The organism is Janthinobacterium sp. FT14W (genome assembly GCF_009208755.1).
Classification (GTDB): domain Bacteria; phylum Pseudomonadota; class Gammaproteobacteria; order Burkholderiales; family Burkholderiaceae_D; genus Janthinobacterium; species Janthinobacterium violaceinigrum.
In genome coordinates this window covers 1-23,647 of the sequence record NZ_WFLL01000065.1, presented here as the reverse complement: position 1 = coordinate 23,647, position 23,647 = coordinate 1, and the positions used below count along the sequence as shown (strand labels likewise).

At 64.4% G+C, this 23,647-nt stretch carries 20 protein-coding genes and 1 pseudogene; all 21 read left to right on the top strand.

The window, feature by feature from the left end:
- A partial coding sequence (locus tag GCN74_RS29000; RefSeq protein ID WP_226939236.1) for a hypothetical protein occupies nt 1-427 on the top strand: 427 nt, incomplete at its 5' end.
- Nucleotides 427-1,068: a peptidoglycan-binding protein LysM gene (locus tag GCN74_RS26285; protein ID WP_152259385.1), complete on the top strand. Its 642-nt coding sequence runs from the start codon at nt 427-429 to the stop codon at nt 1,066-1,068. The genes GCN74_RS29000 and GCN74_RS26285, both read left to right, overlap by 1 nt.
- Nucleotides 1,061-2,107 carry a phage late control D family protein gene (locus GCN74_RS26280; protein ID WP_152259384.1) on the top strand — a complete coding sequence of 349 codons (1,047 nt, stop codon included), beginning with the start codon at nt 1,061-1,063 and terminating at the stop codon, nt 2,105-2,107. The genes GCN74_RS26285 and GCN74_RS26280 overlap by 8 nt, the downstream gene beginning before the upstream one ends.
- Nucleotides 2,104-2,697, top strand: a complete 594-nt coding sequence (locus GCN74_RS26275) for a phage baseplate assembly protein V (RefSeq protein ID WP_152259383.1) — start codon at nt 2,104-2,106, stop codon at nt 2,695-2,697. Before GCN74_RS26280 ends, GCN74_RS26275 begins: the two co-directional genes overlap by 4 nt.
- Before the next feature lie 5 nt (nt 2,698-2,702).
- Nucleotides 2,703-3,110 (top strand): PAAR domain-containing protein, encoded by a 408-nt coding sequence (locus GCN74_RS26270; RefSeq protein WP_226939235.1) that lies wholly within the window; start codon nt 2,703-2,705, stop codon nt 3,108-3,110.
- A 2-nt stretch (nt 3,111-3,112) separates the two neighbouring features.
- Nucleotides 3,113-3,502: a GPW/gp25 family protein gene (locus tag GCN74_RS26265; protein ID WP_152259381.1), complete on the top strand. Its 390-nt coding sequence runs from the start codon at nt 3,113-3,115 to the stop codon at nt 3,500-3,502.
- Between the two features lie 14 nt (nt 3,503-3,516).
- Complete coding sequence (locus GCN74_RS26260) at nt 3,517-3,714, top strand: hypothetical protein (protein ID WP_152259380.1); 198 nt, start codon at nt 3,517-3,519, stop codon at nt 3,712-3,714.
- Nucleotides 3,711-6,773: a baseplate J/gp47 family protein gene (locus tag GCN74_RS26255; RefSeq protein WP_152259379.1), complete on the top strand. Its 3,063-nt coding sequence runs from the start codon at nt 3,711-3,713 to the stop codon at nt 6,771-6,773. Before GCN74_RS26260 ends, GCN74_RS26255 begins: the two co-directional genes overlap by 4 nt.
- 3 nt (nt 6,774-6,776) lie before the next feature.
- Nucleotides 6,777-7,904: a hypothetical protein gene (locus GCN74_RS26250; RefSeq protein ID WP_152259378.1), complete on the top strand. Its 1,128-nt coding sequence runs from the start codon at nt 6,777-6,779 to the stop codon at nt 7,902-7,904.
- Entirely contained in the window at nt 7,901-8,878 is a 978-nt protein-coding gene (locus GCN74_RS26245) for a phage tail protein (RefSeq protein ID WP_152259377.1), read from the top strand. The genes GCN74_RS26250 and GCN74_RS26245 overlap by 4 nt, the downstream gene beginning before the upstream one ends.
- Nucleotides 8,875-9,690, top strand: a complete 816-nt coding sequence (locus GCN74_RS26240) for a hypothetical protein (RefSeq protein WP_152259376.1) — start codon at nt 8,875-8,877, stop codon at nt 9,688-9,690. Before GCN74_RS26245 ends, GCN74_RS26240 begins: the two co-directional genes overlap by 4 nt.
- Nucleotides 9,687-13,226 (top strand): hypothetical protein, encoded by a 3,540-nt coding sequence (locus GCN74_RS26235; RefSeq protein ID WP_152259375.1) that lies wholly within the window; start codon nt 9,687-9,689, stop codon nt 13,224-13,226. Before GCN74_RS26240 ends, GCN74_RS26235 begins: the two co-directional genes overlap by 4 nt.
- A 64-nt stretch (nt 13,227-13,290) precedes the next feature.
- Entirely contained in the window at nt 13,291-14,235 is a 945-nt protein-coding gene (locus GCN74_RS26230) for a hypothetical protein (protein ID WP_152259374.1), read from the top strand.
- Complete coding sequence (locus GCN74_RS26225) at nt 14,235-14,879, top strand: hypothetical protein (RefSeq protein ID WP_152259373.1); 645 nt, start codon at nt 14,235-14,237, stop codon at nt 14,877-14,879. Before GCN74_RS26230 ends, GCN74_RS26225 begins: the two co-directional genes overlap by 1 nt.
- Before the next feature lie 4 nt (nt 14,880-14,883).
- Nucleotides 14,884-15,651, top strand: a complete 768-nt coding sequence (locus GCN74_RS26220) for a hypothetical protein (protein ID WP_152259372.1) — start codon at nt 14,884-14,886, stop codon at nt 15,649-15,651.
- Entirely contained in the window at nt 15,633-16,148 is a 516-nt protein-coding gene (locus tag GCN74_RS26215; protein WP_226939234.1) for an aspartyl/asparaginyl beta-hydroxylase domain-containing protein, read from the top strand. The genes GCN74_RS26220 and GCN74_RS26215 overlap by 19 nt, the downstream gene beginning before the upstream one ends.
- Nucleotides 16,149-16,152: 4 nt before the next feature.
- A complete protein-coding gene (locus GCN74_RS26210) occupies nt 16,153-18,405 on the top strand; it encodes an ATP-binding protein (protein ID WP_152259371.1) in 2,253 nt (750 codons plus the stop codon).
- Nucleotides 18,406-18,449: 44 nt separating this feature from the next.
- Nucleotides 18,450-21,236 (top strand): hypothetical protein, encoded by a 2,787-nt coding sequence (locus GCN74_RS26205; protein ID WP_152259370.1) that lies wholly within the window; start codon nt 18,450-18,452, stop codon nt 21,234-21,236.
- A 24-nt stretch (nt 21,237-21,260) separates the two neighbouring features.
- Nucleotides 21,261-22,463 carry a DUF4157 domain-containing protein gene (locus tag GCN74_RS26200; protein WP_152259369.1) on the top strand — a complete coding sequence of 401 codons (1,203 nt, stop codon included), beginning with the start codon at nt 21,261-21,263 and terminating at the stop codon, nt 22,461-22,463.
- A gap of 24 nt (nt 22,464-22,487) precedes the next feature.
- A complete protein-coding gene (locus GCN74_RS26195) occupies nt 22,488-23,135 on the top strand; it encodes a DUF4272 domain-containing protein (protein ID WP_152259368.1) in 648 nt (215 codons plus the stop codon).
- Nucleotides 23,136-23,430: 295 nt separating this feature from the next.
- A pseudogene (locus GCN74_RS26190) lies at nt 23,431-23,647 on the top strand (ShlB/FhaC/HecB family hemolysin secretion/activation protein); the annotation flags it as partial.

Below are 23,647 nucleotides of genomic sequence, written 5' to 3'. Positions count from 1 at the left end.
CGCACCGCTACTGCCCGCATTGCACCCGGCCGCGCCAGTCCCGCAGGCGGGCGGCTTGCGCATCCCCGCGCAAGCCGCTCCGGTGCCGGTGCCGGCACCGTTCATGCGCGCCGGCACCGAACTGGGACGCTACCAGGGCCGCCAGCCGGTGCGGTGCGAGGTGCGCCAGGCGGCACCGGCCGCCACGGCCGAGCTGCACAGCCGCGTCGAACGCCTCGTCGAGACGCGCATGCTCGGCCTGGAACGCGCCGTCCAGAGCCGGGTGGTGCATGAAATCGTCCATGGCGGGCAGTCCCAGGAGCAGTTGCGCAAGGCGCTCACCGAAACGCTGTTTTCGGCGCCGGTGCTGGCCTCGCTGACCGACCGCATGGCTGGCGCCATCGCGCGCCGCGGCGCCACGGAACGCTATCGCCGGGGAGGCGCCTGATGCTGGAAATGGCCAAGATCGTCGTGCACGCGACGCGCGAGGAAATCCCCGTGATGTACAACCCGACCGAACTGTCGCTGAACAAGACCGTGATGGTGCAGGGCGAAGGGTCGAATATCCAGTTCCAGCGGGTCAATAATGACGATTTGACCGTGTCGCTGTTTTTCGACACCTACGAGCGCCAGGTCGACGTGCGCACCAAGACCAACAAGATCGTCGCGCTTACCGTGCCCAGCGTGGGCACGAATGTGCGCAAGGAGCCGCCGGTGCTGGTGTTTACGTGGGCCGGCCCCCTGTTTACGGGCATCATCGTCAAGCTCGACCAGAAATTCACGATGTTTCTCAGTTCCGGCATTCCCGTGCGCGCCGAGCTGAGCGTGACGTTCAAGTCGGTGCTGACGGAAGAAGAGGACTTGCAGTCGCGCGGCTATTTCAATTGCCGCCAGCTGTGGCAGGTCAAGCAGGGCGACCGCCTGTACCTGATCGCGCAAGCGACTCTGGGCGACCCGAACCAGTGGCGCCTGATCGCCGCCCAGAACAGCATCGAGGATGTCTTGAACTTCCCGCAGCGCAAGGATATCGGCCGCAACCTGGTGATTCCCGACGTGCATGCGGGGGCCACGGGAGCCGTATATGCTTAGCGTGCAGACCGGCGCATTCAAGATCCTCAAGAACCGCAGCCCCTTGCCATCTTCCATCGTGGCCGCCATCCACAATGTGCGCGTGCACGATGAAATCAATGTGCCGGCCATGTTCAGCTTTACGCTCGATATGGTGAAGGCGGACGGCGCCTGGCAGGATGTCGACCTCGACGTCTTCAAGCCGGGCGACCAGATCACGATTTTCCTGGGCCTCGACAGCCTGCATCAGCTGATCAGTGGCGATATCACGGCCATCGAGCCGAGTTTCAGCACGGCGTCGTCGGCCGCCACGATTCGCGGCTTCGACCGCATGTACCGGCTCAAGTTCGGCACCCGTACCAAGACCTACAGCCTGCTCAACGACAACGAGATCGTCAGCGACGTGGCGCGCGCGGCGCGCCTGCCCGTCACCCTGGCCGGCCAGCCGGACACCATCAACCAGTACGTCATCCAGAACAATGTCTCCAACTACGCCTTCCTGATGGAGCGCTGCAGGCAGCTCGACTACGAGTTGCTCATGGCCGACACGACGCTCGTGTTCCGTCCCTCGGCCGAAGGCGAGGGCGCCATCAAGACGCTGAGCTACCCGCGCGACCTCAGCGCGGTCAGCCTGAACCTGAAAGTGCCGACCATGGGCCAGAAGGTGACGGCCATCGGCTACGACGTCGAAACGAATGCCGTCATCACGGCCGTGGCGCAGTCCGGCACCAGCCAGGACAAGATGGGCGGCAGCGAAACGGGCTACGAGGCGGCGGAAGACTTTCCCAGTTCGGAAATCACGCTGCAATGCCCCAGCATCAGCGACCCGGCCGCGCTGCAGGCCGTGGCCGACGCGCAGTTCCAGAGCCAGCTGCAAAGCTTCATCGAAGGCCAGGCCAGCCTGGTGGGCGACAGCGAGCTGGTGGCTGGCGTCAACATCAAGATCACGGGGCTGAGCGAGCGCTTCGACGGCACCTATTACGTCACGTCGAGCACCCACGACTACGACGACAGCAGCGGCTACAAGACGGAGATCAATGTGCGCAGGACGGGAATATGACTACCACAGGCGGCGTCGCGCTCGGCGCGGTCAGCAACACCGAAGATCCCAAGGGCCTGGGCCGTATCCGCGTTTTCTTGACGCTGAGCGGCGCCAGCATCGAGTCGGACTGGCTCCAGGTGATGAGTTTTTTTGCGGGCCCCGGCTATGGTGCCTTCTTCCTGCCCAAGAAAGGCGACTCGGTCCTGCTGGCTTTCGCCGACGGCAACCCGAACAAACCTTATGTGTTGGGTTTCCTGTGGAACGGCGTGCAAAAGCCGCCGGTCGAGGCGGCCAGGCAGCAGGACGTGCGGATGATCCGTACGCAGCTGGGCAAGACCGTCGTGCTTGATGACAGCGCCCAGGGCAAGATCACCATCATCGATGAAAAGAGCAACCGGATCGAGCTCGATACAGCCAATAACAAGATCAGCATCAGCAGCGAAGGCGACCTGGCGATCAGCGCCAAGGGCACGCTGACCATCAGCGCCGCCCAGGTCGTGCTGCAAACCACGGACGGCAGCGTCAAGGCCGATCTGTCGGCCCAGGGCATGCAGCTGCAGGGCGCAAAGGCGCTCAAGCTGCAAGCGGCCATGATCGATCTGAACTGATGGGCATGGGCGCAGCCAAGGCGGGCGACAGCATCGTCAACGCCGCCGACATCCACATCGTGCTGGTGCCGAGCCCGGGCGGGCCGGTGCCGACCCCGCAGCCATTCCCGTTTTCCGGCAAGATCACCAGCAATACCAGCTTGAACGTGCGCGTCAATGGCCGGCCCGCCGCCACCGTCGGCTCGGTGGCCAACAATGTGCCGCCGCATATCGCCGCCAGCGGCCAGTTCCAGGTGCCGCCCACCAACCTCGGGCGCGTGATCCTCGGCAGCCTGACGGTAAGGGTCAATGGCAAGGGCGCCGCGCGCGCGGGCGACCTGTGCGAAACCTGCCATGACATTCCGCCCGCGGGACCGCAGGCGCCGCCGCCCACCGTGCAGGTGGCGGGCATGAGTACCGTGAGGATGGGCTAGCGATGGCGTCCGGCGCCGATTTCCTGGGCCAGGGCTGGGCGTTTCCCGTGCAGACGGGGGGCGGGCGCGTGCTGTTCGCGGCCGGCGCCGACGACATCGCCGAGGCCATCCTGATCATCTTGCAGACGGCGCCCGGCGAAAGGGTGATGCTGCCGGCCTTCGGCTGCCGCATCAACGAGCTGGTGTTTTCGGCCGGTAACGCCAGCGCCAGCAGCCTGGCGCAGCTGTACGTGAAGCAGGCGCTGGACCGCTGGGAGCCGCGCATCCAGGTCACCGGCGTGGCCGCCCTGATCGATGCGCAGCAGCCAAATTGCCTGCGGGTATCGGTCGATTACCTGATCCGTTCGCACAATCAGCCGGCCAATCTGGTCTACCCGTTCTTTCTTAAATAAGCCAGGACATGTACATGCATATACAACTGATAGACGACCGCCTTGCCGAATTGAAAAGCAACGAAAGTGCGGGGCAGGCGCAGCTGCAGGCGCTGCAGGACGAGTTCAACGAGCGCAAACGCACGCTCCAGGCAACCCTGCTGCGCATCAGCGGCGCCATCCAGGTGCTCGAGGAACTGCGTGCCGAAGTGTCGGGCGAGCCGCGTCCATGACTTTGCCGACGCTCGACTTCCGCGATGCCGAGCAGTTTTATGCGCAGGCGCTGGCGCTGGCCAAGGCCTATGCTCCCGAATGGAGCGGCTACTGGACGACGACGCCGCCAAGCGCATCGGACGTCGACCAGGACCCTGGACTGGTGCTGCTGCAGCTGTTTTCGCAGCTGGCCGCCTACACGGCCGGCATCGAAAACGCGATGCCGGAGCAGCGCCGCCTGGGATTTTTCCAGTTCATGAACATGCAGTTGCGCGCGCCGCTGGCGGCACAGGCGCCGCTGCGCTTCCTGCTCAAGGCCGGCCAGCCGGCGGCAACGGTGCCGGCCCAGTGCGCGGTGCTCGATGCGCAGGACCAGGCGATCCGCTTCCAGACCAACGAGACGCTGCTGGTGCTGCCGGCCACGCTGTCGGCGGCGCTGACGATCATCCCGGCCCAGGACCAGTTCATCGATGCCTTGCCCAGCCTGCTGGGGGAGCAGGCCGGCGTGCCGCTCTTCGTGGCCGGCCAGCTGGCCGATCCGGCCGAACAGCCGCTCGGACACTGGTTCATGATGGGCGATCCGGCCCTGTTCAAGCCCGACGACGCGCTGCAAAGCATCACCGTCACCCTGACGGGCAAGCAGCTGTATCCGGAATACTTCGGGCAATGGTTCGACGGCGCGCTGACGCCGCTGACGGCGCAATTGACGAGCTCCTCGTCGGACCGTCAGCTCGACATCGTGCTCGGCATGACGCCGCGGGCCGCCGCCGTGCCGCTGGCGCAACTGCAGCAGCAGTTGTACCGCGCGGGCGAGCCGGGCGCCGGCTTCGACGCTGCGCCGCTGACTGCCCAGGACGGGGAGCCGCAATACTGGCTGCTGGTCAAGCCCGCGCCGCAGGTCAAGGTGCTGGCCTCGCTGGCCCAACAATTGCCCGTCATTACGGGTTTGAGCTGCACCTTCAAGGGCAAGGCCATCGTGCCGCAGCAGGCCGCCTGCAACGGCGTGCTGCTCGATATCGCCAATGGCGCCTATCCGTTCGGCGAAACGCCGAAAACCAACGATGCGTTCTACCTGCGCTCGGACAGCGTGTTCGCCAGGACGGGCGCCCTGGTGACGATCTATTTCACCCTTACCACCTTGCAGTGCACTTTCCCCGTGCGGCTGGTCTGGCAATTCTGGGACGGTTTGCAATGGAGCGCCTTCAACGCCACCACCACGGACGCGAGTACCCACCAGTTCGTCGACCGGATCAACAATTTTCAGTATGACAATCCGGATGGCGGCACGTATATCCAGTTCGCCTGCCCGCAGTTCGGTCCGGGCACCGTGGCCGGTTCCGAAGGGCTGTGGATACGCTGCGTGATCGCCGAGGGCGGCTACGGGCAGCAGGGCGGCATCGCCAGTACCAGCGTCAGCGCCACCATCGACGCCATCCCCGCGGAAGTGCTCGACCAGGCGCAAAAGCTGGGGGTGAGCAAATATCTCAACGACGTGGCCGGCGTTAATTTCAGCTACACGATTTCCCAGCCGAGCTATTACCCGCCGTTCGTGCTCTCGGCGCGCATCGAGTACAGCTTCGCGGCCAAGCCGCAGAGTTTCTGGAGCTACAACGCCTTCACCCTGAGCCGCTTCCTGTTCAGTCCATTCAAGCCGGTCGATGCGCTGCTGACGGGTTTTTATTTTGCCTTCGACGACGCCGGCTTCGCCGCGGCGTGCGTGGGCAACAAGCTGGTCCTGTATTTCTATCTGCAGCAGGAACAGGCCACCCCCGGGCGCACCCTGCAGTGGGAATACAACGACGGCCAGCATTGGCAGCCGCTGGCGGTGGACGACGCCACTTATGGCTTGAGCCGTTCGGGCCTGGTCGGCTTCGTGATTCCGCCCGCGATGCAGGCGGCCTATCTGTTTTCGCAGACGGCTTTCTGGTTCCGCATCAATAACGCGCATGTCGAGCGCACCATCCGCGCCTACGGCGTCTATCCGAACACGGTCATGGCCTCGAACCTGAGCACGGTGGTCGATGAAGTGCTGGGATCGAGCAACGAGCAGATGTTCCAGCAGTTCGCCCTCGACTATCCGCCCGTGCTGGCCGACCCGCTGGTGTGCGTGATCGAACCTGCGGGGCTGACGGCGGGGCAGGAATCTGGCGCCATCGAGTCCGCCGACGCGGACCTGGCGGACGTGCGCGTGGGCGCCGGCGAAGTGGCGCGGCGCTGGCGGCAGGTGGAGAACTTCGCCTTCAGCGGGCCGACCGACCGCGTGTATACGCTCGATTACGCGAACGGGCTGCTGACCTTCGGCGACGGCTACAACGGCATGATTCCGCCGCCTGGCCACAACAATATCGTGGCCGTTCATTACAACCATACGCAAGGGCTGGCGGGCAATGTGGGCGCCGGCGCGCTGACGGTGCTGCGTCCCGGTATCGCCAACATCGCCGCGGTGGTCAACCCGGCCCCCGCGGCTGGCGGGGTCGGCTGCGCCACGCGTGAGGAACTGGCCGCGGCCAGTCCCGCCCTCGTGCGCGCGGGGGGCTGGGCCGTGCAACTGCAGGATTTCACGGCCCTGGCCGGGGCCGCCAGCGCCCAGGTGGCACAGGCGCGTGCCGTGGAATCGGCAGGCAACACCATCCGTATCGCCGTGCTGCCCCTGTCCGCCGGGACGCAGCCGTACGCCAGCCCGGCGCTGCTGGACCAGGTGGGCGCCTATGTCAGGCAGTACTGCCTGGCGGCGCTGGTCGACCGCATCGGCATCGAGGCGGCGCGCTATGTGCCCGTGTCGGTGACGGCGCAGCTGGCGGCCCGCATCGCGCCCGACCAGGTGCAGGCGGAGCAGGCGCGCATCGCGGCGTTGCTGCGCGCCTATTTCCAGCCGGTCTATGGCGGCCCGCCCGGACAGGGCTGGCGTTTCGGCCAGACCGTGCAGGCATCCGCCATCCATGTGCTGTTGTGCAGCCTGCCCGGCGTGACCGCCGTGCTCGGCCTGAACGTGAATGGACGCCAGGACGGCAACGTCGCGCTGGCGCCCACCGAGCTGCCCGTCGCCGGCAGCATGCTCGTGTATATCTCGGTGGCGTAGCGCATGGCCTTCGAACTGCCCGATCTCGACCGCAAGAGCTACCAGGAACTGGCGGCCGACCTGGTGCGCCGGATTCCGCAGTACACGCGCCAGTGGACCGACTACAACGATAGCGATCCGGGCATCACCCTGTTGCAGCTGCTGGCCTGGCTGGACGAGTCGCTGCTGTACCAGGCCAACGCGATTCCCGTGCAGACGGATGAAAATTACCTGCGCTGGGTGCTGGGCCTGGCCTTTTCCGGCAACCAGACGGCCTACAGCCTGGCCGCCACCGCCAACCACGACGCCGCCTTCCTGGCCCTGCAGCAGGTGCTGGTGCAACTCGAACAGGACGTTGTGCTGAACAAGCCGGCGCTGCAGCAATATGTGCTGGCCTATGTCGGCCAGCCCTACATGGCGCTGACCTTGTCGAATATCGAGGCGCTGGCGCTGGAAACGAACCAGGTCATCGCACAGCAGGCAGCGGGCGCCGCCGCGGGCAGCGCCGCCGCCACGCCGCTGCTGGTGCGGCGCGCATACGCGCAGAGCGCGGGGCAGGGCAGCGTCGCCTGGATACTCAGCGATGCGCAATGGCGCTACCAGTATCCGCCGTATCCGAACCAGGCCGGCAGCGGCAGCAGCGGCACGCGGCGCAAGGTGCTGATGATCGAGGCGCCGGACGGTGCAGCGGCCGAGCGCACCTTGCTCGCGGCCGTGAACAAATACCTGGCCCCGCGCGTGATCGCCGGCAACCGCGTCCAGGTGCGCGCGGCCCAGTTCACCGACATCAATGTGACGCTCATCGCCGGCTGCGTGCCGACGGTGCGCCTGGATGTCACGCTGGGCCTGCTGTTCGCGCGCCTCTTCGCCTACTTCCTGCCCTGCGAAGGGGGGGCGGCCGGCCAGGGCTGGCCCTATGACGAGGCGCCCACCGAAGCGGCGCTGCGCCAGCTGATCCTGGCCATGCCCGGCATTGCGTCCATCGACGGGCTGGTATTCGACTTCATCCCGACCCTGGTATTGGACCGCATGGCCGTGCTCGACGTCAATGCCCAGCTCGCCGATCTGCCGCCCGGCACGCCCGCGATGTTTTACCGGGGCTTGCCGCGCCTGCGCTGCCTCGATGTCAGCGTCAGGAGCAATGCCGCATGAGCGCGCCATCGAGCTACCTGCGCTACCTGCCTGCCGTGTACAGCACGGCGCAGCCGGCTTTCCTCGCGCAATACCTGAAGATCTTTGAAAAGATACTGACGGGCATCGACGACACCGAACTGGGCGGGCGCAAGGGCATCCATGAACTGTTGCAGGCGGACGTCATCGGCAACCTGTTCTATCCGCGCCTGAGTTTCCTGTTTCCTCCTTCGGACACCAGTTTTATTCCGCCCATTTCCGGCGCGACGGCAAAACAGGAAACGGCCATCCTGGCCGACCTCGATTCCTATATCGGGGTGCCTGCGCCCAGCGATCCGCTGGCCGGCTATGTGGCTGCCGCGCCGGGCGCAGCCGACCCGAATGCCCCCGTCGAGGCCTGGCTCGACGATTTCCTCGACTGGCTGGGCGGCTGGGTCGCGCTGGCGGTCGACAATGACTGGGATATCGACCACAAGCGCACCGTGATCGCCGAGATCATGGCCCTGTACCGCATGCGCGGGACCTTGCAGGGCCTGGGCATGCTGGCCAACCTGCTGCTCCAGCTGCCGCTGGCCATGCGCGGCCAGCAGCAGGACCCCGGCGGCAAGTGGATCGCCATCGACGGCACCGTGTCCGTGACGATCAGCGCGCCGTCCGCGCCCGACATCATGGCGAGCGACCTGGCCAGCAGCGCCTTCATCGTGCGCGACACGTACGCGGGCGGCGCGCCGGTCGTGGCGGGCTACCTGCCGTGGCTGTTCGACGTACAGATGGAGCTGCCGAATGCGCACAACCCGCTGTTCATCCTGACGAGCGCCAACGTGGCGCAGATCGAAGCGCTGTACGGCAGGCTCGAGCAGTTTCTGCGCGTCATGAAGCCGGCCGCCAGCAACTACCTCATCACGATCGTGCCCAGCATGCAGCTGCAGGCGCAGGGCTATGCCACTGCGCTGGGCGTGAATACCTTACTCGGCCAACAAGGAATCAAGACATGAGCACTCTCATCAAGGCGGACGTCGCCGACCACCTGAACTATCAGACCGGCATGTTCCTCACGTCGGACTACATGACGCTCGAACAGAATTACTTCAGCAACTGGTTCTGGCTGCAAAACCAGTTCCTGTTCTCGCCCGGAGTGCTCAACGGCATGCTGGTAAGCCAGGCCGGCAATACGCTGGCGGTCAGCCAGGGCGTGGCCTTCGACGCCGCCGGGCATTTCCTGATCCTGCCGTCCGGCGGGACGCCGCTCACGCTGCCATCGGATGCCAGCAATCCCATGCTGGTGTATGCAAGCTATCCCGACACCAGCGCCTCGACGGCCAGCGTGGTCAACGAGGCGGCCCAGCTGTTTGCCGCCAAGCGGGTGCCGGACAACGGCGTGCTGCTGGCGACCGTCACGCTCGACGCCCACAAGGCCATCGTCAGCGTGACGGACAGCCGCGTCCCTGTGACGAGCCTGCTGCCGGCCGCGCTGGGGACGGTGAAGACGAACGCCGCGCCCGACACCTTCCTGCAGGGCACGCTGGCGGTGCCGGCGGCCCAGTTGCAAACCGCGGGCGCCAGCACCAGCGTCACCGTCCCTTTCTATGATACGCAGCAGGATGCCTTCAGCACGCCGCCCACCGTGATGGTGACGGTGGGCGGCAGCGTTCCGTACGCCACCGCCGTTGCCTCCGGCACGGCGCAGTTCGTTGTCACGCTGCTGGCGCTGCAGGCCGCTGGCGGCAGCGGCGATATCGCGTTGTCGTGGATCGCCATCCCCGGTGCCAGTTCCGTGTCCAGCGCCAGCATCCGGGAAAAACCATGAAACAGCCACGTGTCGAACGGCCCAACTATTTTTCGGGCGAAGCCTTGCTGACGGACGATTTCCGCTGCGAGCAGCAATATCAGATGGATATGCTGGCGGCGCGCAATGTCAGCCTGTACCTGTACGGCATCGCGCATGGCCTCGAGGTCGCCGCCTCGGCGGACGGGCAGCCCAGCCAGCTGGAAGTGTCGCGCGGCATGGCGATCGACGCCCTGGGCCGGCAGATCATCCTGCTCGAGCCGGCCGTGCTCGCGCTCGAGGGCATGGACCCCGGCGCGACCTATTTCATTACCATTAACTACTTCGAAGTGTACGCCGACCTCAGCGACGAGAGCGGTACGGCCGGCTACAAGCGCATCGTGCAGCAGCCCCAGATCCGGTATCTGCGCAATCTCGACCAGCCCGGCGTGAACATTTTGCTGGCGGTCATTTCCCTGACCACCGAGGGCAGCATCAACAGCCTGACCTACAAAAGCGGGCGCAACGAGCGCCGCTATGTCGGCACCAGCGTCGGTTCCGTCAATTTCGTCACGGAAGGCGCGGGCGTCAACCAGGCCGTCTCCGCGCCGTCCAATGCGCTCGGCGCCCAGGTGCCGGCGGATTACGCCAGCATCAGCGCGCGCCGCGAAGGCAGCCGCGCCGACGACTACTACCTCGAATTCGACGCCCCTCGCGGCCAGTTCATGGGCTTGCTCACGGCGCGCAACAATCTCGGCGTGGGCACCGACTATCCGGTGGCCAACCTGCAGATCGATGCCGTGACCTTCAAGGGCAAAGGCACGATCAGCTGGGACAACCAGCTGGTCACCTTCTCGGACGCGCCCGCGCCGTTCCTGCAGGTGGGCGACCAGCTCATCGCCGACCCTTCGGTACGCATCGGCAAGGCCCAGTGCCGCAAGGTGACCAAGATCGTCCAGGACGGTGTGCAGGTGCAGATCGACGCCGCCTTTTCGCCCACCACGATGCCGGCGCCCGGATCGGGTTATACCTATATGCGCTCGGCGCTGGCGCGTTTTTCGCGCAGCGACAGCAGCTTGCTGCAGGTGAACCTGGATGGCTCCGTCGGCCTGGGCCTGCAAGCGCTGGCCAAGGGCGGCGGCGCCAGCCCCGGGCCGAATGCGCTGGTCATCGGGCCGGACCGCAATGTCGGCATTGGCCTGAACGATGGCGTGCCGCGCGCCGCCCTCGACGTGCAGGGACAGATCCTGGCCGACAGCCTGACCGCCAGCGGCGCCATCAAGGCCCAGAGTTTCGAAGGCAACGGCTCGAAGCTGCAGGGCATGGCCATGCTCAGCTACTGGACCAAGGAGTCGCCGGGGCAGGCGGCGAGCCGGCTGTTCTACGATGGCGGCAACGTGGGCATCTTCGACCGCAGCCCGGCAGCCTCGCTGAGCGTGGGCGGCGGCAGCGCCTTCATCGGCTATGGCGTCATCAGTTCGATCAGCGCCGACGTCGTGCAGGGCTACAACACCCTGTTCCTGGACCAGGTCAAGGCCGGCGACCAGATTGCCATCGGCACCCTGAACCAGCAGCAGGCGGTGGTGGCCAAGACGCCCGTCAGCGATACGGAACTGGTCCTGACGACGCAGTTCGAAATTCCCGTCATCAATTCGCCCTACAGCTACATGGTGTCGGGCACGGATGCGCCAGTTACCGGTACCGGCAAGGTCAGCAGCAATGGCACGACCATCACGGGTACGGACGGCACCAAGTTTACCGCCTTGTCGGCCGGTGATACCCTCATGATTCCCCGCTTCAGCCCGGCTGCCGAGCAGGTCCAGAGCGTCGCGCAGGTGCTCAGCGACACGCAGCTGACCTTGTCCGCGCCGTATGTCGGGAAGGTCGTCGGCCTGCCTTACCAGCTGCAGGGCGCCGATGGCGTGAGGACGGCCGGGGCAGGGGCCATCACCATCGACCCCGCCACGCCGACCGTGGTCACGGGCAGCGGCACCGTGTTCAAGAGCGCGGCGAAGGCGGGCGACCAGCTGTTTGCCGTGCCCGATCCGGAGACACTGCCGCGGCTGCTGCGCGTCAAGTCGGTCGATAGCCACACCCAGCTGACCTTGCAGGTGCCGGGCAGTGCCGCCATGCCCCCGTTCGCGGCGGCGACGTCGGCCTACATGGTCAGCACGGGCCTGCTGGCCCAGTTCAAGGCGAATGACGACAATGCCATCCTGGCGCCCGCAGAAGAGGCGGGACTGCCGCCGGCCATGCTCATCGTCAGCAATAGCGAACCGCCCAACTACAACACGGTCGCCATCAATCTCGCGCTTGCCGACGTCGACCCGCAATATGCCCTCCAGGTGAACGGCCCCGTCAGTTTTGCCAGCGGCGCGGCGACCTTCAGCGATTTGACGGCCAAGACCGTGTGGGCCCAGGAGTCGGTGGCCATCGGCGGTACCGGCTTTGCTACCGGCGCCAGTCTGCTCAGCGTGGCGGCGGTGGGCGGCGCAGCGCCCACGCTGGCCGTCGCCTCCGGCGAGGTGGCGGTGACGGGCGGCTTCAATGTCACGGGCGACGTCAAGATCGCCGGCAATGTCACGGCAACGGGCACGTTGCAGGCGGGCACGCTGGCGGGCGATATGCTCGGTGAGCGGGCGCAATATCACAATCCGTCGTTTCCTTTCAAACAGCTTGCGGCGAGCGACGGCATCCTGATGGCTTTCATGGGAACACTGACGCTCGATTCGCCGCCACCGGCATTTTTTGGCGTCTTGCAGGGCGCGACGGTTGACGCCAGCGGCCAACCGACCAGCGCCACCTATGTAACGGCCTTTACCAAGCCCGTGACCGTGCAAACCGGGAAAAAGAGCGCCACGACGTACAACGTTCCCGTTCCTGGCGTGTTTACCCTGCCGGTGAGGCAGGGCGAGACGTGGACGGTCACCCTGGTCACCAATACGGATGCAGGCGAAACGCCGCCCGATATAGTGCTGACCTGGGTACCCGCCGGTGCAGGCGCAGGGGGATTGGGCGCGGTCATGGCGGGGCCGGACATCAATCCGAACCGGCTCATGGCCGACTCGTTCCTGAACCTGCAGGAGCGCATGGCCAGCGGCCAGGTGCCAGGCACGGTCGCCGCCACGGCCCAAGAGGTGATCGATGGGCGCGTCAATGACCTGACCCGTATCTTTGGCGATGCCACCCACATGAGCGCTGACGCGGAAGAGCGGGCGCAATTCGTGCGCGACCTGCAAAAGATCGTCTGCTCGCCAGCCTTGCCTGGCGAAGCCGAAGTCGTCAAGCCGCTCGATCCGCAGGCGGTCCAGGATTTGATCGACACCTTCGGCAAGGCCAGCGGCCACAGCTTTACCGACGCGCAGCGCGGCCTGCTCCAGGCCGGCGTCGAGGCGCTCGTGCAAATCAATGACAGCGAGGCCAGCCGCTCCGACCTGGGCTTGATCAAGAAGAATATCGGCATGTTCATTGGCAACGTCCAGCAGGTGCTGGGGATCGAATTCAGCAGCACCGACACGCGGCTGCTGACGCGGGCGCTGGTGCGCCTGGTCGGCGACGGCAGGCAGAACGATATGTGAAGCATTTTTACCCTTGCCGAACATGGCAAGACCTTCTGATGTTGTACCTAACCACGGAGTTGTCATGAAACGTAACCATAAACACAGCAATGACTTTGGCGCGCGCACCACGTATTCGCAGGCTGACCTGGTCGAAGGCGTCTTCAGCACGCTGGCCACCAGCGATGGCTTCGTCATGGCCAGCATCGGACAGCCGACCGTCACCGCTCCCTACATGGGCATGCTCGAGGGCAGCACCATCGACGCCGGTGGAACCGAGACCAGCCATACCTATGCCACAGGGTGCACCCAGGCGGTTACCGCCTCGTCCGGCAAGAAAAGCGCGCAGACGTATTACCTGCCATTACCTGGAAACTTCATGATGACGGTGCGGGCCGGCGAAACCTGGAAGATCCAGCTGACGGCTGAACCGGAGTTTGGTCCGGCGCCCCTGGTGGAATTCGTCTGGACGCCGGACAATGCCAGCTCTGTCGCGCTGGAGACGCGGGCCAGCCCCATGGCCGCGGCCATGGCGCAGTTGCGCGAGGAAGTGTCGTCGGGACGCCTGCAGCAAAACCTGCTGGCCTCGGCCCAGCGCACGATCGATGAACGGGTGGGCGATTTTGCCCACGTGTTCGGCGACGCCACGAAGATGAGCAATGACGAAGGCGACCGGACGCGCTTCGTGCAGGGCCTGCAAAAAATCGTCTGCAGCGCCAGGCCGGCCGGCCAGCCCGTCGATAACCGGGTCGACGAGGCCGACCTGGCCGACCTCGTCGCCGCCTTCGGGCAGGCCACGGGGCGCAATTTCGGCATGGAACAGAAAGACTTGCTCAAGGACGGCATACGCGCGCTGGTCAAGATCAATGAAAACGCGGCCAACCGGGGCGACCTGGGCTTGATCGATGCCAACGTGCGCCTGTTCCTCGACAATGTGCAGCGCGCCACGGATATCAGCCTCGACAGCGGGGACCGGCGCCTGCTCACGCGTGCCCTGGTGCGCCTGGTGGGCGACGGACGCCACGGCTGATGCCCGTTCCGGTCTTCCCCTTGTTGGACGAGGCCGCCTGCGACGATTGGGTCTTGCGGGTGTCGCTGCTGGCACGCCACTGGCGGCGGCGCCATGCCGAGGTGCCCTTTTATTCACTGGGGCTGGCGGCCTACCTCGACGCAGGGGCGGGCCGGGCCGGTCCGTACTGGGACCGGCCGGAGCGCGAACGCAGCAACCGCCTGATCGCGGCCCATTTCGGCGCGCTGCTGCAACTGGTGCTCGCCCGCCTGGAGCGCTATTGTGCGTTGCCGGCCCGGCTGGCGCCCGAGGCCGCCTTGCCCGGCTTCCATATCTACTTGCCGCACCCGGCCTTCACCGGGCCGGTGGCGAGCGTGCACCGCGACCTGCAGTACCGCGATGTATTTGCTGGCCGGCATTTCGGCGCGCATGACCTGCTGAGTTTTACCTTGCCGCTGAGCGTACCGCCGGGCAGCGGCCTGCATCTGTGGCGGCGCGAGGACGCGGAACCCGACTTCATCGCCTACCGCCACGGCCAGATGGTCGTGCACGACGGGTTGGCGACGCACCAGGCGGTGCTGGCCTGCGGCATGGGCGGCCTCGAACGCATCACCTTGCAGGGCCATGCGGTCCGCCTGGATGGACAACTTCTTTTGTACTGGTAAGACCATGCATTCTGAAAACAGCCCTGCAGACATCGCCTCCTTCCATCTGCCCGTTCTCACGCAGCAGCAGTGCGCGGATATCGTCGAGCGGCTGCTGGACCTGGAACCGTTCTGGCTCAGGCGCACCCGGCATTTCCCGATCCATACGCTGGGTGCCACTTACTACTACGATATCGTGGGCATGCCGTCGCGTCCCTACGAGCGGTTGGCGCGTCAATATAATCCTTTCCTGCTGGATAATTTCGGCGACGTCTACGCGGCCTTGCCGGCGGCCCTGGGCGCCGCGCTGGGCCAGCCTGTGGGTTTCCATCCGGCGCTTGCCTTGCCCGGCTTTCACATGTTCGGCGGCCATCCTGCCTTGCGCGCATCGGAAGACCTGGATCTGGTGCACGAGCAGTGGCAGGGCGGCCGCGAGACGGCCGACTTCCCGGGCAACCCCATCCACCTCGACCGCGGCCACCTGGCCGTCGGCCTGGGCGCGGCGCCGACGCTGTCGGTAACCTTGCTGATCGCCGCCGCAGGGCGGGGCGCCGGCATGAAAATGTGGCCGTTCGGGCTCGAACGCACGGCCCATCTGGGCGAAAGCGAAATCCTGGCCCTGCTGCAGCGCGAACCGTTCGAGCAGATCCATTACCAGACGGGGGCCGCCTTCATCCATTCCGGCCGGCGCTACCACCAGGCCCGCGGCTTTGACGGCGTGCCCGGAGACTATCGCATCACCTTGCAGGGGCATGCCGTTTGGCAGGCCGGGCAATGGCAACTTTTCTGGTGACGCCCATGTTCTTTCGCAACGACCAGTTCTCCTTTACCGCGCGCCTCGAGCAAGGCTGGGAAAGCGTACTCGACGAATGCCTGGCGCTGCCGCGTGCCGAGTTCGACGCCTGGCCCGAGACGGGTTTGTACAACCGGGGCTGGGACGTCTACGGCCTGGTGCTCGAGGGCCGTCCGATGCTCGAGAACGCCATCTTCTGCCCCCGCACCGTGGCCTTGCTCGGCTGTATCCCGGGACTGGTGACGGCCGGCTTTTCGCGCCTGGCGCCCGGCACCGAAATTGCGCCCCACGTCGGCTATACCGACCGGGTGCTGCGCCTGCACCTGGGCTTGCGCAGTTCGTCCGACTGCGCGTTGCGGGTCGGCGCGGCCGTGCGCCAGTGGCAGCCCGGGCGCTGCCTGGTCTTCGACGATACGCAGGAACATGCGGCGTGGAACCGGGGCGACACGGATCGCCTGGTGCTGCTGGCCGATTTCATGAAACCGGACGGGGTGTGAGGCGATGAGCGCGCTGCCAGCCAATGCCGCGGCCGATAGCGGCCCCTATGCGGACAATGCGGCCTTGCTGCAGGCGATGCGCGCGCTGGCGGAGAGCATCATCGAGCTCGCCCTGCTGGCGCGCCAGGCGCAGGCATCCGGGCCGGCCGACCCGGCATCCGGCGCCACCCTCGAGCGCCTGTACCGGCAAGCCAGCGCGCCCGGCGCGGGGAGCGCGGGCGGCGCCGCTGCCATTGCACGGCTGGGCGCCAGCATCGGGCAGCAATGGCTGGCGCTCGGGCAGCGCGCCGCGGCCACTGTCGAGGCGCAGATTTTTATTCCCTGGATACATGTCTGTGCCCTGTTCAATCTGGACCGGCCGCAGCAGGAAGTCTTGCTGTTCGGTTTGCTCAGCGAAATCGAATGGCGCTACGGCGCCATCGCCCGCGCATTCGGTCCCGCCGCCAGTGCCGAGGGCGGCGAAGGCTGGATCGACCTGGCCGGCCTGGACGCCATGCTCGCGGCCGTCCGCGGCTCGCGTTCGGGCCTGCAGCAATGCCTGATGGCCGATGCCGCCTTGCTGTACTGGGAGCTGATCGTGCTGGCGCCGAACAGCAACGTCGCCGGGCTCGATGGCGGCTATCGCCTGAGCGAGCCGATTGCCGCCTATTTGCTGGCCCAGTCTGCGCCGCGCCTGTGTCTCGAACGGCCGCTGCCAGGCGTGGAGAGCCCGCTTGCGCTGGGCGAGCACCTGGCCGACGCCCGGGCGCTGGGGCAACTGGCGCGCTTCGTCGAGCACTGCGGCCCCGGGCGCGCGCGGGCCGCCAGCCATGTGCTGCAACTGCAGGGGCCGGACCTGTGGCTGGCCCGCAGCCTGTGCGCGGCGACGTTCGCACCGATGGGCATGGCGTGCGTCGAACTCGACGGCAAGGAAATCTGGCAAGCCTACCTGAACGGGCAAAAGAACCGCCGCGCCTTGCTCGCGCGCCTGCGCATGCTGTGCCGCGATGCCTTGCTATGCAACCGCATTTTCGTCCTGCTGCATTGCCACTGGCTCGGCACGCAGGAAGGTGCCGACGACGACCTGCTCGACGAAGTCATGCATGTGCTGTTCGAGAGCCAGCCCTACCTGGTGGTCTTGAACGGCCCGGCGCGGCGGCTGTCCGACCTGGCCTTCCGCTACAGCCGGCACGAGGTGGCGGCCGTCCTGGTGCGCGTGCCCGCGCCGGACAGCCGCTTGCGGCGCGCCAGCTGGCAGCGCCATGCGGCTGCGTTCGGCGTGGAGATCGACGATGCCTTGCTTGCCAAGCTGGTCAGCCAATACCTGTTTACGCAGGAGCAGATCGTGCTGGCGCTGAAGGAAACGGCGAGCCGGCGCATGCTGCAGGCCGAAGGGGAGGAGGGCAGCGCCGGCGATCTGTTGCTCGACGCTTGCCGCGCGCAGAGCAACCGCGAACAGATGAGCGTCGCGCATGAAGTCAAGACCACCTACCGCTTCGGCGATATCGTCCTGCCGGACACCACCCGGCAATGGCTGCAGGAAGTGCTGCAGTATGCGCAGCAGCGCCACCAGGTCATCGAGGAGTGGGGCTTCAACCGCAAGAACGACCACGGCAGCAACCTGTGCATCCTGTTTTACGGTCCCTCCGGCACGGGCAAGACGATGGCCGCGTCGATCATCGCCAATGAACTGGGGCTGGGGCTGTACCGGATCGACCTGGCCAGCATCGTCAGCAAATACATCGGCGAGACGGAAAAGCACCTGGCCCAGCTGTTCGATCAGGCCGAGGCGATGAACATCGTGCTGTTCTTCGACGAGGCCGAGAGCCTGTTTTCGAAGCGCACCGAGACGAAGGATGCGCACGACCGCTATGCCAATCTGCAAACGGGCTATCTGCTGCAGCGCATCGAAAGCTACACGGGGATCGTCATCCTGTCGACCAACCTGATGGCCAATATGGACAAGGCGTTCACGCGGCGCTTCAAGTTCATGATCGAGTATCCGTTTCCCGGAAGCGCGCAGCGCCTGCAATTGTGGCGCAGCGCCTTTCCGCCTGCCGTGCCGCTGGCCGGCGACATCGATCTCGAGCTGCTGGCCGAGCGCGCGCCCCTGAGCGGCGCGAACATCAACAGCATCGCCGTGAGCGCCGCCTTCCTCGCGGCGGCGGAACAGCAGGCTGTCGGGCAGCAGCACTTGCTCAAGGCGATAGAACGCGAGTACCACAAGCTGGGCAAGGTGTTTTCACCCGATGATTTCCGCTGGGGCGACGATGCGTAGCGCCAGGACGGCTTCGTGCAGGCGGGCGCCAGGGGGGACGGCCGATGGAGCATGAGCGCCTGCGGCATAAACCGCGTTCGCCGGCGCACACGGCGGCGCGCGACGGGCTGGACACGTCGCCATCGCGGGTTGCCGATGGCGGTACGCCGATGCAGCAGTACCGCTATGCGCGCAGCCCGGCCAGCCTGCCGCGCCAGCCCGACCAGGCGGCTAGCATGGGCGCGCAAGGCTCGGCCGCCTTCCGGGCCATCGCGTCGGCGATGGGGGAACAGCATGGCGTCGATACCTCGACGCTGCGCGCCACGCACAATTCCCCGTTTCCCGCCACCGTGGATGCCGAGGCAACCTTGCAAGGCAATAAGGTCCATTTCGCGCCCGGCAAGGATAGCGAGCCGAACATCAAGCACGAGGTCGGACATCACATCATCAATGTCTTGCGGGGGACGCCGCCCCGGGCCGATGGCCGCGTCAACGGGCAAGCCGTCAACACGAGCGATGAGGTGGGCGCTGAACGCCTGATGCGGCTGCCGCTGCAACGCAGGGCGGGGCCGTCCCGGCCGCTCGCCGCTAGCGCAGAGATCCAGGCCAATGCGCCCGTGCAGCGCACCATTGGCGATGCGAAACGCTATATCAGCGACAACGAACTGTGGCGGCACGGCCGCAACGACGTATTTTCCCTGCTGGCAGAACTGTACTGGGAAGGTTCGTCCGCGTATGACGAGATCTATCGTGAGCTGATGAAGAATCTGCCGGAGTTCCCAGGCCCGGCCACGGATGGCTGGGATCCCGTGACCTCTGTTGACGCGGAAATGTTCTTGGAGGAGGAAATCGGGAAATTGGGTGCCCTGTATGGCGACATGCCGGAAGGCGTGCGCGACAGAGTTATTGGGTGGAATGGCAAGGTTTCTCGGCAGGGACTGGCGCGCAGGAAAGAGAAGAGCTCGGACGGCGCCAGGAAACGCTCCAAGATGATGCATGCCGGCGGCGACAGCCTGAAGCTATACCATGCCAAGACCGCGCCGACGAAGAACCAGCAGCCGCCGGAAGGCCAGGGGAAGAGTAGCTACTTCAACATGAATCAGTCCGATTATTTCCGCTCCAGCGCAGACAATGTGCAAAGAGACATTCTTGGACTGACAGGAGCAAGCAAGCGCGGTGACGCCAGTTTCGTGAATGGCCTGGCAGCGATGTATAAACCCGCAACGCTGAAGGCCAAGAGAGCATCCAAAGGATCATCTCCATTGTTGAGCGCCCCCGTTAAACCTGAAACGAGGAGCCCGTACGGCATTATCAAGTATAAACCGATAAAACAGGGACATCCGGGGCCTAAACTGGGCGCAGAGATCAATAGCTTTACCTACAATTTGCTGCTGGAAAACTCGCAAGTGAGCACCTATGCAGCGGAGAGCGATAGCGGCGTACCCACGGAATATCTGCATCCCAAAAGATACCGTGCTGAGGCAAGGAACCTGGTGCAGCACGATTTTGATACTCCTGAGGCTTACGAGGCGGAACTGTTCAAACATTATCGGCAAATCGTATCCGGGGCAAAGCGGATTTACGGGGATGAAGAGTGCGTGTTCGGTGAATATGCGCTGCAACTGGTGCATGCCGGTATGGATGGTGAAACGGATTTCTTTACTTACCCGGCCCTTATTTTCGAAATTCAGGACAAGGAAGAACTTAGTGTCAAAGTTCCCAAAATCAAAGAGGAAATTCTTGATAAATGGAATGCTGTCAGTGATATAAAAATGACTGAGCGGCAAAGTTTTGGTTTTTTATATCCCGCCATCAGCGACCTTGAAAAATCGATCCGGATATGGCCGGGGCAGTATGACATTGAGGCGTTTCTCGCCACGCTGCAGAAAGTGATACCACCACACCCCGAAGTGGCGCGCCGCCGCCGCAGGCGAGGCGGCCGCTTGTCCCTGCTGCAAAACACGCTCAAGCGCAGCATGAATCTTGCGAAGGGGGCTGTGGGCCGGGTGGCACGGGAAAACGACAAGGTTAAGGTTTTGCTTAATCGTATAGCGAGCAACTATGGCAAAGGGTTGAAGATACTAAACCGCTGGCACAGCTGGGAGACCGACGTAGTGTTTGCCGAGGCGACGCAGGTCATTGAAAACATCAATGAGGCGGTACTCCACTTGTCGACGGAGTATGACCAGGGCGCGGCCAGGGGGGCAATGGAAGCGGCTGTTTTGCGCCATTACACGGGTCCCGTCCAGCGTGCCGGCTATACCATTGCGTCGTTCTATCTCACCCACAGCGGGCAGCAAGGTTCGAGCAGCGCGATGATGTTTCACGGAGCGGACTTGGCCTTCGTGAAAAAATCGGTCAAGGACAGGGGGCCGGTGTATTTTGAAACCATGACCTCCAAGGCTGGCAGCAAGTCACTCAGCCTGGTTGATCCTGCCTATAACTTTACCACCCAAAACGAGGTGAAAGACTTTAGAAAGAAAAAGACTGGCGACGCGCAGATCTACGATATGACGAATATGGACCCAGCGGCGCTGCCTGGCCTGTTGGGGAGCAATACGCATGCCGAGGTCACGCTGTATGCAAGCTTTTCGAAACACTTCCAGTTCGGCACCGACAGCACCAATCTGGGCTTCGTCATGCATTTGCAAAAGACCGGGAATGAAGCCCCAGTCGGTGACTACGTGCCGGCGGGCGCGGTATGGGATATGGGCTTAAAAAAGATGCTAAAAAAACCAGATTATGTGCCAGCCGTGCCATCTGCGCTCTACCATCACGCATCCTTGTTGCTCGATGCACAGACCGGCACGAAGAAAGTTGCAGGCAAGCGCAGGCGCAAGGAGGAGCCGTGAAAATGCCCGCCAGCAAAGCTGATCATGACGCATGAAGCATTGCGGCACAGGCCGCCCACGCAGCCCGCCACGGACACGCGCCGCACGCCTCCCGTCGTCCAGCGGCAGAGAGAGCATGGCGGTACCGCCATGGCGAACTTTCGCTATGCGCGCAGTCCGGCCGGCGGGCCTGCGCCCGACGCCAGGCGCGCGCCGCTGCCATCGCGGCTCAGGACCGGCATCGAGCAGCTGTCGGGCATGGCGATGGACCGGGTAACCGTTCATTATAATTCGCACAAGCCTGGCCTGGTGCAGGCGCATGCGTATGCGCAAGGCGGCGATATTCATCTGGGACCTGGCCAGGAAAGACACTTGCCGCATGAAGCCTGGCATGTGCTGCAGCAAAGGCAGGGCAGGGTGAAGCCCACGATGGCGGCGCATGGGGTGGCCATCAACGATGATCGTGCGCTCGAGCAGGAGGCAGACCGGATGGGAAGCCGGGCCATGAATGCCATGCATGCGCAACCGGAAAGCCTGCTGCTTCCCGCGCCAGCTGCCTCCGGGCCGGCGGCCATGGTGGCGCAACGGGTCGTATTCAATGGCGTCGATTACAAGGACGATCCTAAGCACAACAACAGAACGATCATCAGCGATGCCCTCGATGCCATCATCGAGGCACAAAATGGCACGGTGCTCGATCCGGACAGCTGGATCAGCTGGGTCGATGCGATCAATGTCAAGCTGCAGGCCAGCGGCCCGACGAAGGCGGTACTGGCGGAAATCTCGCAGTTTTATCAGCAAGTGGCGGAGCTCAGTTTCAAGGTCAATCCCGTACTGGCCGAGGCGTGGCGGCGTTGCCGGGACGCTACTTCGGACTGGAATAATTACAGTCAGGTGGGCGGAAAATTCAAGGACAAATTTACTGAGTTGCTGGACGAAATCAGCACGGATTTCCCTGCGCTGGCGGCCAAGGCGGGCAGCGTCACGACTTTCAAGGTCAACAAGGAGCACATGGTCAACAAGGGCGTGAAATTCAAGGGAGCGCAGACCGATTTCGATAACCTGATGTATGCGGCCGCTCCCCCAACAGGCTCGACCGCTACCTTGTCGGAATTTCACAAGTCCCTCCATGCGATGAAACCAGGCACCGGGAAGGTGGACTACAATGCGCTGCATCCGGATATCCGCAAGGTGATCGAGGATGAGCAAAAGAAATACAATGAACACCTGATGGGTAAATTTGTTTAAGATCGATTGGAAAGCGGCCTTGCCATGAAAACCATCCCTTCTGACGTGGCGCGGGCGCGCCTGGATCGCTCGCTCCTGCATCTGGCTGCACTGGGCCTGCCGCTTCCTGTCGCCCAATTGCCGTTGCCTCCGACATTGAGCGGGGCAGTGCGCAGCGCGCGCGACACGGCGGGGCGCGCCATTTGCCTGTGCATGTGCGCCTCGCGCGCCGAAGGACTCGCACCGGAGGTTGCCTCCGACCTGATCGCGGACCTGGGCGCGTCGTCCGCATTGCTTCCCTTCGAAGCCGCATTTCTCGACCCGCAGACCGATCCGTTACCGCGGGGTCCCGTGTTCCAGTGGGGCTTCGAGGCGTGCTGGGTGCTGTTATGGGCCTTGGGCAAGGCCGGCAGTCTGGAGACTCCGGCGGCCACTTGCGATCCGCAGCGCATTGCCGCCATGATCACTGGCGCCGGCTCGATCGATGCACTGGCGGGGGCATTGCGCGGCGATGCGGAGCTTCTCGATGCGCTGGACCTGAACACGCGCCTGCTGGCGCTGTGCCAGCAGGCGCGCTTCGTCAATGTCCCAGGAGGATTGATCGGGCAGGTCGTCGCGCAGCGCCAGTTCGCCTTGCTGTGGCTGCTGGATCCGGCGGCTGCACCGTGGGATGAGATTGAAGTGCTCGTTTGAGCAGGATCAGCGCTATTTGTTTCAAGTCTCCGGCGACAAGCTTGTGCCATGGCCCGGGCCCGGTACCGCTGTTTTGAAGATAAAGCCCTGCTTTGACAGGGCTTTTTTTATGGCAGCCATGTCCGCCGCCATTGCCTGTTCTCCTGCCATGACACCGTTTGCTTATTTACTAGTGGTAATGTGATAGTTGAATGGCAGTTACCAAAGACTTAAAGTTCTCAAGAAATAAATAAAATTGCCATACGGAAATAATTATTTTATAATCTACTTGAGAAAATAATTACTTAAGGCAACTATGCACCTGCGCTTGACGCCATGGTGCGGTGTATTTTTGTTTAGCGGCACCCTGTGTGCCGCCGTGTCCGCGCAGACCCGTCCCGACATCGCGCCGCCCCTTCCCATTCCGCCTGGCAGCAGCCAGCGCGACGATGCCAGCCAAGAACTGATACGCCAGCAAGAACGCGAGCGCCTCCTGCGCCAGCAGCAGGAACGCACGCCCGACGTGCGCCTGC